The organism is Micromonospora sp. NPDC049171, from assembly GCF_040648275.1.
In the GTDB taxonomy this organism is placed as follows: Bacteria; Actinomycetota; Actinomycetes; order Mycobacteriales; family Micromonosporaceae; genus Micromonospora.
The window spans coordinates 85982-101585 of record NZ_JBEZDJ010000009.1 but is presented as its reverse complement, the minus strand read 5'-3'; the positions used below and the strand labels follow the sequence as shown (position 1 = coordinate 101585).

Here is a 15604-nt window from a genome sequence, read left to right as displayed (position 1 = left end):
CCGAAAGCTGTGGCGGCCACGTCGTACGAGGGAGAGTGTGGTGTCCGCGATCGCGTCCTTGACCCTGGTGCCCAGGGACAGCATCACCGAGCTGGCCAGCCTGGCCCGCACGTCGCCGTCGTCGCTCCACTCGTACCTGGCGGAGCACGGGCGCGAGGCGCGGCAGACGTACGACTGGTCCGGGTACTGCATGCTGTACGTCCTGACCTATCTGGACGAGCGCGGCATCGACCTGGAGCCGTCGGAGTTCAATGCCGAGTCCGAGGCCATCAACAGCGCGTACGGCTACACCACGCTCATCACCCCGGCCCCGCGGTTAGTGGATCAGCTCGATCCCGGCGCGCACCGCGAGGCGGATCTGGTCGCCCACTTCGAGGAGATGGGGTTGGACTTCGAGGAGAGCGGCGCGGCCGGCCTGGACACGCTGAGGGTGTTGCGCGACAGCATCGCCGAGCTCGCCGATGACCAGGTGTTGGTGCTGAACATCGGCTGAGATCGACCCGGCCAGGTGGTGCACACCCGTGATCGGCATCGACAGTTGTAGGGTGCCCTCCGTGGGATACACGGTGCTGCCCTCGGGCCGGCTGAACCTTCCAGCGTCGGACGACGCCGCCGCGGTCGCCGCTGTCCAGGCCGCCTTGACTGGACAGAGTGGTTGGTACCGGCCGGAGGCGTTTCCGGCGAATGGCACGCTTGTCGACCTGGCGGAGGCGGCCAGAGCCTCGATCGTCCGCGACGGAGACTGGATCGAGTTCGGGTACGACGACGAGGGTGACCCCAAGTGGTCGGACCGGGCGACGGCCTTCTACGTCGCCATCGCACCGTTCGTCCGCTCGGGCACCGTCCAGATCGAGGGCGAGGACGGCGCCCGCTGGTCCTACACCTACGCCGATGGGCAGATCACCCAGGACGGTTGGAACGGCTGGGATGGGTCCGTCGAGCCGTTCGGCGACTACGTGGACCTCCCGCCCCCGGGCAACCGGTAGGCAGCTAGTCGTCGTTGAGGTTGACTGTCACACCCTGGTCGGCGCATGCCGTCTGGAAACCCGCCACCGCGGCTCCCAGCGGCGCGATGAGCCCGAGCGCCCTTTCCTTCTGCCCCTCCGGCAGCTGGGTCATCTGCCAGGCGATGTCGATCAGCGCGGTGCCGTGCTTGCGGATGTCCTCGTGCCGGGAGTCTTCGAACAGCTCGCGGGTCTTGCGATACTCGGCTTCGGTGAGCTTGTCGTCGCCGGGGTTCGTGGCGGTGCCGTCGGGGTTCTTGCCGGCGGCCATCGCCTTGCACGCGGCAACCCCGGAATCCTCCTTGATGAACCCGTCGTACACGGTATATCCGCTGGCGGCGACCATCAGGACGGCGACGAGTGCGAGGCCGGCGATCAGCAGCGGCTTCGCGCGTGGGGTGGCTGGCGGGGGTGACGGCAGGGGGTCGGGTGCACCTGTCCCGGGTTCCTGCTGCCCGATCGGCTGCGGCTGCTGCGGCGGAAACACCGGACCGCCCTGCGGGTAGGGCGGCTGCGGCTGCTGGGCTTGGTAAGGGTCGGTCACGGTGTGCTCCCCACGTGATTTCTGGCGCTGGTGTGGCAAGTTACCCGTCCTGACTCAGCCCCGAAAGGTGCACGGTGCGTAGATCGCCCGGTGCACGCCGGGCGCACTGTCGAGGTCGGCCGGGCGAATCGCCGACACGGGCCGCAGGGGTACGGCGTTGACCGTCGCCGTCGACGCCGTACCCCAGCTCGACCTGGCATCCGACGGACGCCCGCCGGCCGACCCGGCCTCCCTTACGCGCGTGGCGGGTAGGCCAGGCGGCGGAGGACGAACTCGGCGGGGCCGGGCCGTCCGCGCCGGTCCAGTTGACGGGCGATCAGGACGGTGGCGAGCCAGACGGCCACCGCGATGACCAGGCCGGTCACCGTGGGGCTGCCGAAACGGTCGCCGAGGGCGAGCATGAAGGGTGCCAGGAGGACGAGCCAGGCCACGGACTGCATGAGGTACCCGGACAGGGAGCGCTGACCCAGGGCGGAGAGTGCGCCGACGACCGGGCCGGATCGGGTGGCCCGCAGGGCGATCAGGCCGAAGACGGCCACGTAACCGGGACCGGCGAACATGCCGCTGGCGCCGTGGAGCAGCAGCGTCAGACCGGCTGTCGACTCGTCGACGTGCAGCCATCCGGCGCTGAGCAGAGCGGCCGGGAGACCTCCGACGATGGCCATGCCGAGGCCGAGGATGGCGGTCCAGGTGAGCAGGGCGCGGTGGCGGGCCGGCTCTTCGAGGACGCGGCGGCGAGCGGCCCACATGCCCAGCCAGGCGATCATGACGAAGGGCAGGACGGTCAGCGTGTGCGTCGGCCATTCGCCGAGGCGGTCCAGCATCGCCGCGACGTAGTCGGTGGCGGCGAGGGAGTCGACGTGTGTCGACGGCAGCGGTGCCGACCCGCCCGAGCCGCCGAGGATGGTGATGACCACGACGACGCCGAGGACCAGCACCTCCACCGCCGCCAGCGCCCAGAGCACCAGCGCGATCCAGTGGACCCGGTCGCCGCGACGCAGGAGCAGCAGGGTCATCGCGATCCCGACGATCCCGTACGCGCCGAGGAAGTCGCCGTAGTAGAGAAGTGCGGCGTGCACGAACCCGAACACGACGAGCCAGAGGTTACGGCGCAGCAGCACGGAACGGACCTGCTGGGGTGTGGCACCGGAGGCGTCCTGGCGGCGGGCGAGTTGGACGAGGCCGTAGCCGAACATCACGGCGAAGACCGGGTAGCCGCGGGCATGGACGAGATCGAAGAGCAGGAGGTTGAGGCCGCGGTCGACGCCCTCGGGTGTGGCGTCGAGACCGGGCTCGCCGGCGAAGACGACCCCGGCGACGTTGGCCAGCGCGATGATCAGCAGCATCGCTCCCCGGGCCAGGTCCGGCGCGAGGGCGCGTTCGGTGCGCAGCACCGGCCCTCTCGATGTCCGCGAAGCGGTGTCAGTGCCCATGCTCGTCTCTCCCCGCTGTCCCGATTTTAGTTTCATTGAGAAAGTATCACGGGCAAACTAATGGGTCTGGCATGATGGGTCGGGTATCTGTCCGGGCGAACGTGGGAGCCCATGACCAGCGAGGACTTCGTCCCGGCGCCGCTGCGCCGGCTGTGGGGGATGCCAGAGTCGTCGCGTCTCGGACGACCCGCGACCCTCGACGTCACAGTGGTCGTCGCCGCGGCGGTCACGATCGCCGACCGCGACGGGCTGGCCGGCGTCACGCTCCCCAAGGTCGCCGAGAGCCTCGGCTTCACGAGCATGTCGCTCTACCGGCACGTCGGGTCCAAGGACGAACTGCTCACCCTCATGGCCAACGCCGCGCTGGGTCCGCCACCGACGATCGACGGCGGCGACTGGCGGGAGGGGCTGCGCGGTTGGGCATTCGCGCATCGCGCGGTGTACCAGCGTCGGCCCTGGCTGACTCGCGTGCCCATCTCCGGGCCGCCCGCCGGGCCGAACCAGATCGCCTGGATGGAGACCGCACTGGCGATCATGTCCCGCACCCACCTGGACTGGGCGCACAAGATCGGTGCCCTGTCCCTGATCAGCGGATACGTCGTCCAGTCGGTACGGCAGTACAGCGAACTCTCCGAGGGCCGGCCCCCGGGCCAGGGTCAGGCTGACGCGGAACGCGAATACGGTCGGGCGCTGGCGCGGCTCGTCGACCCCGCCCGCTTCCCCGAGATGGCCCGCCTGTTCTCCTCGACGCTGTTCGAGGCACCACCGTCGGACACTCCCGACGCGACAATCGCCGACGCGGACTTCACCCTCGGGCTGGAGCTGATCCTCGACGGCATCGCCGTCCGGATCGAGCGTTCCTGATCAGCTCCTGGGCCGGAGACCGCGCCGCCTACCGCCTTGGCACGCTCCAGAGCGGGCGCTGGGGCTCGTCGTTGTGCACGACGACGTCCGCGCGGTGGGTCGGACGGGCCGTGGCGACATACAGCTGCTGGGAGGGGATGTACCGCTCGCGCCAACGTCGTTCGACCTCGGCCCGGGTGGACACCCGATGCTCGCGGAGCACGGCACGATCCACTGTCTTCTCCGGTGCCGTCGACACGAAGACGCGCAGGTCCCACCGGTCGACCAGTTCCGGGCGCAGAAGGAAGACGCCGTCGACGACCAGCACGGCGTCGACCGGGGCGGTCGTGAACGGCGGGGACACCGCGGCATCCGCGCGGTGGTCGTACACCGCGGGTTGGAAACGTCGATCGCCGCCCGGCCCGAGCGGACCGAGCAGGACCCGGGTCAACGCCTCGCGGTCGTGCGTGTCGTGGTAGCAGCCTTCGGCCGAGTACTCGCCACGCGGATAGCGCTGTGCCCGGGGAAAGAGGAAGTCGTCGATCGTGGCGCGGATGACGTCACGGCCCTGTTCACGCAGGACGACGGCCAACTCGTCGGCGAGGGTGGTCTTGCCGGCGGCGGGCGGTCCGTCGACGGCGACCCGCGTCGGATGGTCGACGGTGACGGACCCGACCGCCTCGGCCAGGCGGTCGAGCAGCTCGTCTCGGGTGCCCCGCACCAGGCCGCCGTCCTTCCCGGTCAGGGGCGGCGGGCGTTCGTCTTGATCGTGTCGACGAACGCGTCCCAGGCGGCGGGCGCGAAGCTCAGCATCCCGGCGTCGGGGGCCGTGGAGTCGCGGACATCGACCTGGACGCGCCGGTCACGCACCTCCACGCACTGACCGTTGCTGCCGGAACGGCTCGACGTGCGCCAGGCGTTACGTTCCATGCTTGCTCAGCTCCTTGACGAACGTGATCGACTCGGCGGGCGACATCGCCAGCGTCCTCAGATTGTCGTACGCCGCCGACAGCCGCGCCAGGTCACGGCTCGACTCAAGGAACAGCTCACCGGCCAGAGTCTCGATGTAGCCCAGTGGCGGCTCGTCCCGCTCGAAACTGAGCAGGGCGAAGCCGCTGCTGTCCGCCAGGTGGGCGCCGGCCCCGAAGCGCAGCACCTGGATCGTCACGTTCGGCAGTCGACTGAGGGTGACCAGGTGATCGAGTTGCTCACGCAGCACGTCCGGACCGCCAACCTCGGTGCGAACCGACGCCTCGGACAGGATGGCGTGCATCCGCAGCGGAGTCGGTTGCCGGCGCAGCACCCCCTGCCGGGTCATCCGGGCGGAAACCCGCTGGTCGATGGTCGCCTGGTCGGTCTCCCGGCCGATGACGTTGACCTCACGGGCATAGCTCTCGGTCTGCAGGAGACCGGGCACCAGCATCGGCTCGAAGTTCTTGAGCTCCACCGCCTCGATCTCGTACGCGATGTAGGTGGCGTACTTGCCACCGAGGCGCTGCCACCACCCGTCCTCACGCAGACCGCGTGCCTGATCGAGCAGCGAGGTCCCCGGCTCCTCGTCGATCCTGACGCCGTACGTGACCAGCAGCTCCATCACGTCACCGACCCGAGGTCTGATCTCGCCCGACTCGATCCGGCTGATCCGCGACGGTGAGCAGTCGACGATCGCCGCCGCGGCCTCGCCGGTCAGGTCCTTCGCTTCGCGGAGCTTGCGGAGCTCCCGGCCCAGTCGCCGAGAGCGCGGTGTCGCTGGCGTAAATCGAGGCATGTCGTGATTCTGCGCCCTGACTCGCGTTTCTCCATGCTCTAACGCACGTGCTCGGCGTGTCGATCATGTTGATTGCCTTGCTTTGCATCACATGATGCGCAACTCTGATGACTGTGGGCCACGGAGCTTCACCACAGCGTGAGCTGCGGGCCTGGCGACCTCCCGGCCTCCGGCTTCGTCAGAAAGCGAGCGTGCGCATGGCCTCTGAAGTCGCGTCGATCGTGTTCGGCGGCCTGGTGCCCGGCTTCCTGGCCGGTCTCCTCGCCTTCCGGGTCAAATCGCGCTGGTGCCCCCGCTGCGGGGAATCCACCGACGCCATGGAGCCGTCGCCGGAGCGGGAGCGATGACCGGGCCCAGCCGCCGCACCGGCAACGAGCCGCCGATCGGGCGACGGATGGCCGAACTGCGGGCACGTCGGGGAATGAGTCAGCAGGTCTTCGCCGACCGGATTCGCCGGTCGAAAAGCTGGGTGGACAAGGTCGAGCGAGGAGTGCGTACCCTCGACCGGCTCTCGGTGATCGAGACGGTCGCCGCGGCCCTCGGCGTCGCCCCGGACGTCCTGCTCGCGGGCAAGGCCCCGCGCGAGCCGGCCGCCGAACCCGGCGGCGACGTGGAACGCCTCCGCGCGGCGCTGGCCCGCTACGACCTACCCGACTCCGGCAACGACGGCCAGCCAGCGCCGTCGTTGGCTCAGCTCGATGCCCAGGCGGGGTACGCGTGGACGGCGTACCGCAACGGTCACCACCCCCAGGTGCTGCGCCTACTGCCCGATCTGCTCTGCGACAGCCGCACGCAGCCGGGAGACGCGGCGGACTTGCTGGTACGGGTGTATCGGCTCGCCGCCCAGGTGCTGGTCAAACTCGGTGAGGCCGACCTGGCCTGGCTGGCCGCCGATCGGGCGATGAACGCCGCCGCCGGTAACCCTTGGCGTGCCGGCCTTGCGGCGATCTCACTCACCCAGGCCCTGCGATCCCTGCGGCGAGGAGGGTTGGCGATGACGGCCGCCGTCGCCGCCGTACACCAACTCGACCTGGCACCGCCCCACGTCCGCCAGCCCGGCGTAACCGGGACCCTGTTGATCGAAGCGGCGCTCGCCGCCGCCGTCAGCGGAGACGCCAACGCGGCAGGCGAACTCACCGAGCGCGCGGCTCGCCTCGCCGAAGGCCAGCGCCAGCACGACTGGGACGGCATCGGATTCGGTCCCGCGCCTGTCGACCTCGCCCGCGCCCTGATCGCGATGTGGTCTGGCGACCACCAACTGGCCGTGACCACCCACCTCCGGGTAGCCAGCGGTAACGCCTGGCACCTGCTTCCCGCCGAACACCGGGCCGCCCATCTGATCGACATCGCGCACGCCTATCTGGACCTCGGAGACACCCGCTCCGCTGGCCGGACGTTGGTCGCCGCCAACCGGATCGCCACCTGGGAGACACGAATTCGTCCGGTGGCCCGGGCAGCGCTGACCGCCGTGTTCCGGGCCGGCCCCGGTGCGGCCGACGTGTCCCGCCTGGCCGACACCATCGGACTGACGCGGTAACGAACGTCCGCTGTGCAACGGCCGGATCCTGACAACCGCCACGGTCACCGCGTGCCTGCTGTGCGCCGCCGCGGGGTCGGATCACCGTGCTGGCGAAGAATCGAAACGTGTTCCTGCAGTTCCGCCGCGGCCGCGCATGACCAGCACCCGCCCGGCTGCGGTGTCACATCGCCGAAACCGCGCCCTCGATCTTCTTCGCCTGCGTCGGCTTCACCTTCCCTGACACGCGCACCAGCACACGCCCGTCATCCGCGCGGTAGTGGTATTCGGTGCCAAGGATGGGCATGTTCTTCAAGGCTTCCTGAATGAACTTGGACCGGCGTTCCACACCCTCAACAGCTGGGAACACTTCGACGACAAGCCCACGGTCAATGCCGTACTTGTCTGCTGTCTTGTCTCCGCCGGGCAGGTCAGCGGATGCCCTGGACGTGTACCCGTTGGGCCTGCCGAGGAGGTCGTTGGGGTCGGTGTCTTCGTCTTGCACGGCGCCGGCGGTGAGGCCCAGTTTCGCGGCGGACAGTTTGTCGAGCACCTGCTTGGCGGTGAGCGGGGCAGCCGCCGCCGGGGCTGGTGCGGGCGCGGCGGGTACGGCGGGCGACGCTGGCGGGGCGGCAACCGGGCTGTCGGGTGTGTTGGTGCCGCAGCCGGCGGCAAGCATGAGGGTGGCGGCGACGGCGATAGTGCTGTGGCGAAGACGCATCGCATGATCCTCGGACAGCAGACACACCTGGGTGGCCCGCTGACTCACCGGATGGCTGTCCGGTAGGCGACACAGCATTCGCATCGGATCCAGCAAGGTAACCCGAGAGCCAACGCACCCACTACACCGTCCTCGCCCCTGGCCGCTGCCCTAACGACCCTCGCCACGACCTGCGGCACCAGCGAACCCACCGCCAACGCCGCAACCGAATCCGCCCCCGCACCGCTGCCCATCGAGGATGGGAACCGCCTGACCTGCCACACCCCGCCCACCAACATGCGGGAAACCCTCGAAAACCTCGCCGCGACGCCTCAAGCCGCCGAGTATGCGATGAAGTCAAATGACCTGATCATGTCGTAGCACGGGCCGGACTTGCGGGCGGCGGTAACCACGAGACAGCGCCCTTGGATGGGCAGCGGAACACGGCCCTGCACTCCGATGTGGAAATCAGTAATGCCGCAATCAACGTGGCTGAGGTGTGCGGGACCACTGTACGGCGACGGACCGTGACTACAGCACAACCTGCGAAGGGGAACGACATGTCGGACTTCAGCGAACGGATCAACCAGGCCGCAGCAGCCCGCCACCAGGCCACCGCAGGCGCGGCGCAGCTCCTCAACGCGTTCCGGGTAGCTAACTCTGCCGCCCCCGCCGAAGCCGCGCGCAGACTCGATCGCCTCGCCGCCGATACTCGGGACTTCCTCACCCAGCGCGGCGTTCCACCGCAGAGAGTCGTCGCCCGCAAAGACACAACGCTCAGAGGGGCAGTGCTAGAGACAGTCACCGAAGGGTGGAATCTCAGGCCAGACTTCCTTACAGTGGACGGCCATTTCGTCCGCTTCACCAGCCCGCCACGCCGCTCCGGTGACGATATCCTGCGCCACAAGGTGCGCCCAGGCGACCGCTACCTCGGCCATTACTACAAGAGCAAGCCACCGAAGGTTGTGGAGGTTCGGACTGGGGTGGACAATGCTGTGTTTGTTGGTGAGCGGGTACCACAATTGAGCGTTATTTCGGAGGCCAACTTCGGTCGGTTCTACTACGGCGATTTCTACGACCCGTCGTTCGCCCGCCCTCCTCAGGCGTTGCTGCTGACCGACGACGTTTCCCAGCTTTACCTTGCGTCGCCGCAGGCGTACGAAAGCGACTACCACGTTCAGCGTGTAGATGAGCAGGTGCTGCAAAGCACAGTGCTACTGGTTGATCCGGCGGCCGGGAATTGATTGACGAACCTTGCCCGGTTTCCCGGTTCGCGGGTGGATCGGCGCATGCTTGGGCTGAGGCGTATCGCTGCGCGCGGAACCAGTGAGGCTGGCTTCGGACCTGCGGCTGAGCCTGAACCAGCGCGTCGCGGGGACGTGCGAGGGGGACGGGCCACGCCGCGACCGAGGAATCATGAGATCAAGATGGGCAACCGGCGAACTGCTCAGATGGGCTTCTAGCAGCGGAGCGCCGGGGACACCTCGTCACCACTCCCCACGGCTGGGGCGGGGAGAATGCCCTCCATGGGAGGCTCTTAGGAGCTGGCGTTGTCTGACTTGGGGGGCCGCAAGGGATGTGGGTGGTGGATGCCGCAGCCAAGGAGGCGGCTGTCGCCCGGTTCCTCAAGGAGCATCCGCAAGGAGGTCAGGCCGCCAGCGAGCATCCCGCGCTGCGGGGCTGTGCCGAGGTCGCCTGGTCCGAGATTCCCGGTTGTCCCGATGGAATCCCGTCTCTGTTCTACGGGCTACTCGATCAGGTTGCCGCACCAGAGGCCGCACGCGTGCTCACCAACATCCTGATGGGGGGCGTCTTCCGCCTAAGCGCGGCAATGCCGGCAGCGTTGCCGTTCCTGCTTCGGCTGGCGGCCAGCCCGGATGTTTCGGTGCGGTCCGGCTTGTTCGACCTCGTGGTCGTCACCGCTGAGCTATCGCAGCCGGTCGACGCGGACAACGAGCGCGCAGTGCTGCTGCTTGGCAACGACAGCGATCATCCGGAACGTGAACAGTGCAGGGCTATTTTCTCCGAACATGCCTCCCTGCTCCAGATGTTGCTGGACGACGACACGTTGAATGCTCTCGACAGAGCGTGGCTTCAGCAGGTCGCGGGACCTTGAAACCGACTCCAGATCTCCTCGTCGGGCAGGCCCCGATGAGGAGATGAGCGGACGCTGGATCTTGTTGGTGTCAGTCCTGCTGTAGGGGCGTGCGTCGGGCGCGCACGATTCGGTGCGTGATACGCCATCCGGCAGCCGTTCGTTCGACGGTGTCCTCGTACGTGACGCTGCCGGTCGATCCATCAGCCATGACCCCGAATCCCTTGGACAGGGCATTGACCGTGCCGTCCGCCGTCTCGCGCAGCACGATATTTGTCACGTGGTGGGCTACCGGGTTGGCGTCGCCCAGCGCCAGGGCGGCTTCGCGGGCTGCGGCGAGACCGACCAACGTGCCGCCGCCGAGAGCCGACACGTCGTAGACGACGTCGTCGGTGAACAGCGCCGCCAGGCCGTCGAAGTCGCCGCGATCTGTCAGGTGCCCGTGCGAGTTGATCAGATCCGTGATGGTGATCCGGTCATCCATGGTGATGGGCATCGTGCTCCCCCCTGCCTCCTAAACGGGGAACCCCCCACTTAGCTGCCGGTAACGTATCCGGGGATGTCCCCGGTTAGCAAGCGTGGCCCGCGCTCCGACGCGTCCCGTAACCGTGCGCGGCTCGTCGCCGCAGCCCGCGAAGCGCTGATCGACGCGGGCAACGACGTCGCGTTCGACGTGATCGCCCGACGCGCCGGGGTCGGCAACGCCACCCTGTACCGCCACTTCCCGACGCGGGCCGATCTGCTCGTCGCCGTCTATGCCGACGAGGTCGCCGCACTGTGCCGACGCGGCGAGCAGTTGTTGGGGGCGGCGGAGCCGACGGACGCGCTGTTCGCCTGGCTCGACGAGTTCGTGGTGCACGTGGCCACCAAGCGGCCCCTCGCCCTGGCCGCGACGGAAGGCTCCGACGAAAGCCGTACCGCGCTGTTTCGGGACTGGCACGCGTCGATCACCTCGATCGCCGACCGCCTCGTCCGACGCGCGCAGCCAGCACTCCGTTCCGACCTCACCGCCACCGACGTGCTGACCCTGGCCAGCGGAGCGGCCCTCACCGCCGACCCCGCGCAGGCCCGCCGCCTGGTCGCACTCCTGCGTACCGGCATTGTCGCCTCAACCGGCACCGCCTGAGGCTCCCTTCGGCGTCTGCGGCCAGGTCCCGCAACACGGCTGAGAACTGGGGTGCGCGGCAACGAGCAGACTGGTTGGATCACTGAAATGGCCCGCTTATATCCGGAGATCGAACCCTTCGCACACGGCATGCTCGACGTCGGGGACGGCCACCTCGTCTACTGGGAGAGCAGCGGTAACCCCCTCGGAAAGCCAGCCCTGGTGTTGCACGGTGGCCCCGGCTCCGGAGCCGGCGCCTCCTGGCGGCGATTCTTCGACCCGGCCGTCTATCGGGTGGTCCTGTTCGATCAGCGGGGATGCGGACGCAGCACACCGGACGCGGGCGACGTGCGAACGGACCTGTCGACCAACACCATGCCGCACCTGCTGGCCGACATCGAAAAGCTACGCACGCACCTGGACATCGACAGGTGGCTACTGCTCGGCGGATCGTGGGGCAGCGCCCTCGGCCTCGGCTACGCCGAGCGGCACCCCGACCGGGTCACCGAGATCGTGCTGTTCAGCGTCGTCACCAGCACACCGGCAGAGCACAGGTGGCTCACCCGCGACCTCGGACGGATCTTCCCCGAACAGTGGGAGAGATTCCGGGACGCGGTGCCGGCGGCCGAACGCGACGGCAATCTGCCCGCCGCCTACGCCCGCCTGCTGGCCGATCCGGACGAAGGCGTGCGGGACCAGGCCGCCCGCAACTGGTGTGCCTGGGAGGACGCTCTCGTCTCGAACCTGCCCGGCAGCCAACCTGACCCACGTTATGAGGATCCGGCGTTTCGGATGACCTTCGCGCGTCTCGTCACCCACTACTGGGCGCACGACGGTTGGTTCGCCGACGGCGAGTTGATGGCTGGTGCACACCGGCTCGCCGGCATTCCCGGTGTGCTCGCACACGGCCGGCTCGACCTCGGGAGCCCGGTCGACATCCCCTGGCAACTGTCCAAGCTGTGGCCCGAGGCACGGTTGGAGCTGATCGACGATGCTGGCCACGGCAGCGGGCGCGGCGTCGGCGACGTGGTCATCGACGCCTTGGACCACTTCGGGGCCGGCTGACTGCCTCATTGGCCCGTTTCAAAGTGATTCTGTGCTCCCATCAGCCCAAAGGTCGTAGACGTAGCGCGTCGAACTGCTCACGCAGGGCACACCTGCCCAGCCGTACCCGGGACTCGTCCCCGCAGTCGTCAAGCTCGAAGAACAGCGGAGGTTGCGCCGTGTCGGCCGAGGCCGTGCACTACAACATGCATGATGCCAAGACCCATCTGTCGCGCATCATCGAACGGGTCGAACGCGGCGAGGAGATCATCATCGCCCGAGCCGGTACTCCGGTGGCGAAGGTCGTGCCGCTGGTCCGGCGGGCCAACCGCACCGCAGTCGGTTCCCTCGCCGGGCAACTGGACCTCTCCGGCGACTGGGACTCATCACAAACCAACGCCGAGATCGCCGCCGACTTCGGCATCGGCGCATGACCCTGCTGCTGGACACCCACGTCGCGCTCTGGGCCATCACCGGCGACGCAACCCTTGGCACCGAGTTCCTCGACCGGCTACGCCACGAGCCGGACATCTTCCTCTCCCCGGTCACCCTGTGGGAGATCACCATCAAACAGCGTGCGGGGAAACTCCCCGGACCCCCTGACCTCGCCGAGCGGGTAAGAGACATGGGCTTCCGCGAGCTCCCGGTGACCCACGCCCACACCATCGCCGCCCGCCGCCTGCCACCGCATCACCGCGATCCGTTCGATCGCATGCTGGTGGCCCAGGCGATCACCGAGAATCTGACCCTGGCCTCCCGCGACGCGTCGATAGCGCTGTACGACGTGGACGTCCTCAAGGTGTGATCGGCCGGGTCCATCAACGCTTGATGCCGACGAGGCCCCCCACCGCGCACGCTGGCCGTCCGGCCGGTGCCGCTCCAAGCAGCGCCGGTTGTTCGATCTCCGAGATGCCGGCCGTGGCCTGCAACTTCGCGGGTCTTGAACCCTCCGTTTGGGTCTCCGTTTCGGTGGGCCGGAGGTACCACCATGCGAACCACACCGCCACGATCGTCGGCGACCCGCTACCCCTGCCACCAATAGGAGCGCTGGCAGGTAGGGATGCGTAGTGACGGGCTCTCCCGTGCGTCGCGTCGGAGGGTACTCAGACGGCTCGGCCGCAACACTTCCTGTACTCAACTGCTCGTTCGAGCCGCCCTGCCCCGACGCCATGCGTCGGCAGCCCCGAGCAGGATCTCACCTTGATCGTCCGGATACTGCTCCACCTCGGCCTCAAGGGCTGCAGCCTCGTCAGCCACGCTCATCGACACGGTGCTCACCGTACTGAATGCCATGGCATCGGGCAGGGAGGGCCAGGGGCGTCAGGAGCGGTATACATCCCTCCGATGAGCAATGTCCACAACGGTCACGGTGTGGTTGTCGTCGTCGATGCGGTAGATGATCCGGTAGGTGCCTCGCCGGGCGCTGAACCAATCCGACAACGGCGGCAGCAAGCGCTTCCCGACCCGGTAGGGCTCTCGCACCAACGGCCCGGTCATGAACTCGTACGCGGCCACCGCGACGGCCTCCGGCAACCATTCGGCGAGTGCTCGACGGACGGTCGGCGTGGTGCGGAGCGTGTACGGATCTTCCGGCGGCCGGGGGCTCACGCGGCCGAGGCGCGACGGGCGCGAATGGTCTCCGCAAGCTGGTCGGCGGACACCTCTTCACCTCGGGCCAGTTCCGCGTCGGAGTCGGCCAGCCGCCGCAGGGTGCCCGCATCCCCGAGAATCGCGACGGTTTCCTCGAGCCGCTCCAGGTCCTCCACCGAAACCAGCACGGCGGACGGCCGGCCGTGCACCGTGACCGTCACCCGCTCGTGGTGGTCGTGTACCCGCCCCACCAGCTCAGAAAGCCGAGTCTTCACTTCCCCCAACGGCAGTGTCGTCATGGTCACAAGTATGACCAAAAAGCTGCCAGGACGTCCACCATTACGTCAGACGACACGCCAATGGTCCGCGTGGTGACCACCTGTCACCACGAAACAGCAGGGCAGAAGGTTCGGTGGACCGGATGTGGCACAACCCGAACCGCATTCACGCTGTTCAGGGGCCCATCGTGACACTGCCAGCCGTACGCCGACGCCGGTCCTGACCGGCTCGCCGCCGGTCAGCCCGACGCAGCGTCGCCGGACTGATCCGATCCGCAAACGGCATCGGCGCTGCGACCCCGATCACCCGACCACCACTCATGGATCATGACGGCCAGGGCAGTGACCGCCTGCTCCCGATCCTCCGCCAACATCGACGCCGTCCTCGACTCTCGCACCACCACGATCGACGTACGACGCTTCGTCCCCGCCATGCTCAGAACAACGAAGGCCCCGGCCGCACGGGAATGAGACCCTCCGCCGACGCCGCCAACCACACCAACTCGCAGACTTCCTGTCGGCACGGATGCACTGTCATGCCGATGAGCGGATGTCGGGTGCACAGCCGAAGCGCCGAGGATCTTCGGCTGTGCGGCACGCTGGCCGCCAGCAAATGGCTATTGTGAGGTTGCTGGTTGTGACCGTTTCACCGGTCGGTAGGCGAGTGGTCTGACGAGGCTGATCGAACCATGATCCCCGCACGAGCACCTGTGGGCGAATGCCGGATCACCCCACGGTCCATCTCCAGGACAGGTTCTTGGCCTGCTGATGCCGGTGCTCGCGCGTGGGGTGAGGTCAGCCGCGGATGACCTCGAACAGGCTGGCGAAACTGTCTTTCCCGTGGCCGGCTGCGATGCCCTGGTTGGTCAGTGACTTGATGAGTGCGGGAAGGGTGGTATCGATGCCGGAGGCCCGTGCGGCTTCGATGAGGTGGTCCATGAGTGGGGCGTCCAGTTCGAGCCATTCCTCGTCGCCCGGGTAGTGCCGATCATCGATCTGCTGTGCGTAGTCGGTGATCACCTCTGTGACGGTGGCGGCCAGCCAGCGGGTCAGGAGAGGCGCCACGGTGGTGGCAGGGACCTGGGCGGTGCCGAGAAGCGCGGCGGTCTGCAAGAAGCCGATCAGGGTGGTCCAGGCGAGGTTGAGCATCGCCACGTCGTAGAGGGCGGCGGTGCCAGGGGCCGCGCCAAGGTAGGTGGCGGCGCCCAGGTGCCTGAGCGATGCCTCGTGACGCTCGAACACCTCGTGCGAGCCGCTGTAGACCAGCACCGTCTCCGGCCTGCCGACATGCTCGGGATGGGCCATCAACGCACCGTCGAGGTAGTGGCCGCCCCGGGCGTCCATCCAAGCGGCGACCTGCTCGGCCTGGGCACTCGTTCCCGATGTCAGGTTGACCACGTCGGCGGAGGTGACATACGGGTCTGCTAGGCGAAGGATGCGCTGGACGCTGTCGTAGTCGTCGACGCAGACGAGGATCAGGGATGCGGCGGTGAAGGCCGCCTGCAACGAGTCGGCCCGGGACACGTCCTCGGCAGGCGGCGCCTCGGACAGGGTGCCGGCCTCGTCCCACACTGTGACGGCACCACCAGCCGCCGCCAGGGCGCGGGCCAGTGCCGCGCCTCGCGGGCTTAGCCCTAACACCGTCACCCGGGCGCCCGTTCGCTGGTTCATGAAGTCCTCCACT

General features: G+C 68.2%; 22 protein-coding genes. 12 read left to right on the top strand and 10 right to left on the bottom strand.

Features of this window, described 5'->3' with window-relative positions; genetic code table 11:
• The first annotated feature begins 40 nt into the window (after window positions 1–40).
• Entirely contained in the window at window positions 41–493 is a 453-nt protein-coding gene (locus tag AB0B14_RS13895) for a hypothetical protein (RefSeq protein ID WP_357522620.1), read from the top strand.
• 61 nt (window positions 494–554) lie between these two features.
• Entirely contained in the window at window positions 555–986 is a 432-nt protein-coding gene (locus AB0B14_RS13890; RefSeq protein ID WP_357070836.1) for a hypothetical protein, read from the top strand.
• A gap of 4 nt (window positions 987–990) precedes the next feature.
• On the opposite strand, the gene AB0B14_RS13885 is transcribed toward AB0B14_RS13890, so the two are convergent.
• On the bottom strand, window positions 991–1548 hold the full coding sequence (locus AB0B14_RS13885) for a hypothetical protein (RefSeq protein WP_357070839.1): 558 nt from the start codon (window positions 1546–1548) through the stop codon (window positions 991–993).
• 233 nt (window positions 1549–1781) lie between these two features.
• The gene (locus AB0B14_RS13880) at window positions 1782–2981 is read right to left on the bottom strand and encodes a DUF418 domain-containing protein (RefSeq protein WP_357522619.1); all 1200 of its coding nucleotides are present in this window, start codon (window positions 2979–2981) and stop codon (window positions 1782–1784) included.
• Between the two features lie 111 nt (window positions 2982–3092).
• Between AB0B14_RS13880 and AB0B14_RS13875 the strand changes: the two genes are divergently transcribed.
• Window positions 3093–3845 (top strand): TetR/AcrR family transcriptional regulator, encoded by a 753-nt coding sequence (locus AB0B14_RS13875; RefSeq protein WP_357522618.1) that lies wholly within the window; start codon window positions 3093–3095, stop codon window positions 3843–3845.
• Between the two features lie 28 nt (window positions 3846–3873).
• Here AB0B14_RS13875 and AB0B14_RS13870 read toward each other — a convergent pair whose 3' ends face one another.
• Genes AB0B14_RS13870 through AB0B14_RS13860 form a run of 3 tightly spaced genes read right to left on the bottom strand, consistent with a single transcriptional unit; the run spans window position 3874 to window position 5592 of the window.
• Window positions 3874–4548, bottom strand: coding sequence for a uridylate kinase (locus tag AB0B14_RS13870; protein WP_357522695.1), 675 nt, complete (start codon window positions 4546–4548; stop codon window positions 3874–3876).
• Between the two features lie 17 nt (window positions 4549–4565).
• The gene (locus AB0B14_RS13865) at window positions 4566–4754 is read right to left on the bottom strand and encodes a DUF397 domain-containing protein (RefSeq protein WP_357522617.1); all 189 of its coding nucleotides are present in this window, start codon (window positions 4752–4754) and stop codon (window positions 4566–4568) included.
• Window positions 4744–5592 carry a helix-turn-helix transcriptional regulator gene (locus AB0B14_RS13860; RefSeq protein ID WP_357522616.1) on the bottom strand — a complete coding sequence of 283 codons (849 nt, stop codon included), beginning with the start codon at window positions 5590–5592 and terminating at the stop codon, window positions 4744–4746. Before AB0B14_RS13860 ends, AB0B14_RS13865 begins: the two co-directional genes overlap by 11 nt.
• A gap of 197 nt (window positions 5593–5789) precedes the next feature.
• On the opposite strand from AB0B14_RS13860, the gene AB0B14_RS13855 reads away from it, so the two are divergent.
• Together AB0B14_RS13855 and AB0B14_RS13850 are read left to right on the top strand one after the other, a co-directional pair.
• Window positions 5790–5939: a hypothetical protein gene (locus AB0B14_RS13855; protein WP_357522615.1), complete on the top strand. Its 150-nt coding sequence runs from the start codon at window positions 5790–5792 to the stop codon at window positions 5937–5939.
• A complete protein-coding gene (locus AB0B14_RS13850) occupies window positions 5936–7129 on the top strand; it encodes a helix-turn-helix domain-containing protein (protein WP_357522614.1) in 1194 nt (397 codons plus the stop codon). Before AB0B14_RS13855 ends, AB0B14_RS13850 begins: the two co-directional genes overlap by 4 nt.
• A 163-nt stretch (window positions 7130–7292) precedes the next feature.
• Here AB0B14_RS13850 and AB0B14_RS13845 read toward each other — a convergent pair whose 3' ends face one another.
• Entirely contained in the window at window positions 7293–7829 is a 537-nt protein-coding gene (locus tag AB0B14_RS13845; RefSeq protein WP_357522613.1) for a hypothetical protein, read from the bottom strand.
• A gap of 539 nt (window positions 7830–8368) precedes the next feature.
• On the opposite strand from AB0B14_RS13845, the gene AB0B14_RS13840 reads away from it, so the two are divergent.
• On the top strand, window positions 8369–9052 hold the full coding sequence (locus tag AB0B14_RS13840; protein WP_357522612.1) for a hypothetical protein: 684 nt from the start codon (window positions 8369–8371) through the stop codon (window positions 9050–9052).
• 341 nt (window positions 9053–9393) lie between these two features.
• Entirely contained in the window at window positions 9394–9924 is a 531-nt protein-coding gene (locus AB0B14_RS13835; RefSeq protein ID WP_357070866.1) for a hypothetical protein, read from the top strand.
• Window positions 9925–9994: 70 nt separating this feature from the next.
• On the opposite strand, the gene AB0B14_RS13830 is transcribed toward AB0B14_RS13835, so the two are convergent.
• Window positions 9995–10399: a nuclear transport factor 2 family protein gene (locus AB0B14_RS13830; RefSeq protein ID WP_357070869.1), complete on the bottom strand. Its 405-nt coding sequence runs from the start codon at window positions 10397–10399 to the stop codon at window positions 9995–9997.
• 63 nt (window positions 10400–10462) lie between these two features.
• Here AB0B14_RS13830 and AB0B14_RS13825 point away from each other — a divergent pair, with 63 nt between their 5' ends.
• The 4 genes from AB0B14_RS13825 (at window position 10463) to AB0B14_RS13810 (ending at window position 12857) form a co-directional block, all read left to right on the top strand.
• Entirely contained in the window at window positions 10463–11029 is a 567-nt protein-coding gene (locus AB0B14_RS13825; protein WP_357070872.1) for a TetR/AcrR family transcriptional regulator, read from the top strand.
• Between the two features lie 87 nt (window positions 11030–11116).
• Window positions 11117–12073, top strand: coding sequence for a prolyl aminopeptidase (gene pip, locus AB0B14_RS13820; protein WP_357522611.1), 957 nt, complete (start codon window positions 11117–11119; stop codon window positions 12071–12073).
• 158 nt (window positions 12074–12231) lie between these two features.
• Complete coding sequence (locus AB0B14_RS13815; RefSeq protein WP_357522610.1) at window positions 12232–12486, top strand: type II toxin-antitoxin system prevent-host-death family antitoxin; 255 nt, start codon at window positions 12232–12234, stop codon at window positions 12484–12486.
• Window positions 12483–12857 (top strand): type II toxin-antitoxin system VapC family toxin, encoded by a 375-nt coding sequence (locus AB0B14_RS13810; RefSeq protein WP_357522609.1) that lies wholly within the window; start codon window positions 12483–12485, stop codon window positions 12855–12857. Before AB0B14_RS13815 ends, AB0B14_RS13810 begins: the two co-directional genes overlap by 4 nt.
• 515 nt (window positions 12858–13372) lie before the next feature.
• Here AB0B14_RS13810 and AB0B14_RS13805 read toward each other — a convergent pair.
• Together AB0B14_RS13805 and AB0B14_RS13800 are read right to left on the bottom strand one after the other, a co-directional pair.
• Window positions 13373–13660, bottom strand: a complete 288-nt coding sequence (locus tag AB0B14_RS13805; RefSeq protein ID WP_357070880.1) for a type II toxin-antitoxin system RelE/ParE family toxin — start codon at window positions 13658–13660, stop codon at window positions 13373–13375.
• The gene (locus AB0B14_RS13800) at window positions 13657–13941 is read right to left on the bottom strand and encodes a type II toxin-antitoxin system Phd/YefM family antitoxin (RefSeq protein WP_357070883.1); all 285 of its coding nucleotides are present in this window, start codon (window positions 13939–13941) and stop codon (window positions 13657–13659) included. The genes AB0B14_RS13805 and AB0B14_RS13800 overlap by 4 nt, the downstream gene beginning before the upstream one ends.
• Window positions 13942–14247: 306 nt before the next feature.
• Between AB0B14_RS13800 and AB0B14_RS13795 the strand changes: the two genes are divergently transcribed.
• Window positions 14248–14391: a hypothetical protein gene (locus AB0B14_RS13795; protein ID WP_357522608.1), complete on the top strand. Its 144-nt coding sequence runs from the start codon at window positions 14248–14250 to the stop codon at window positions 14389–14391.
• 324 nt (window positions 14392–14715) lie between these two features.
• Here AB0B14_RS13795 and AB0B14_RS13790 read toward each other — a convergent pair whose 3' ends face one another.
• The gene (locus AB0B14_RS13790; protein WP_357070889.1) at window positions 14716–15603 is read right to left on the bottom strand and encodes an NAD(P)-binding domain-containing protein; all 888 of its coding nucleotides are present in this window, start codon (window positions 15601–15603) and stop codon (window positions 14716–14718) included.
• Window position 15604 lies beyond the last annotated feature (1 nt).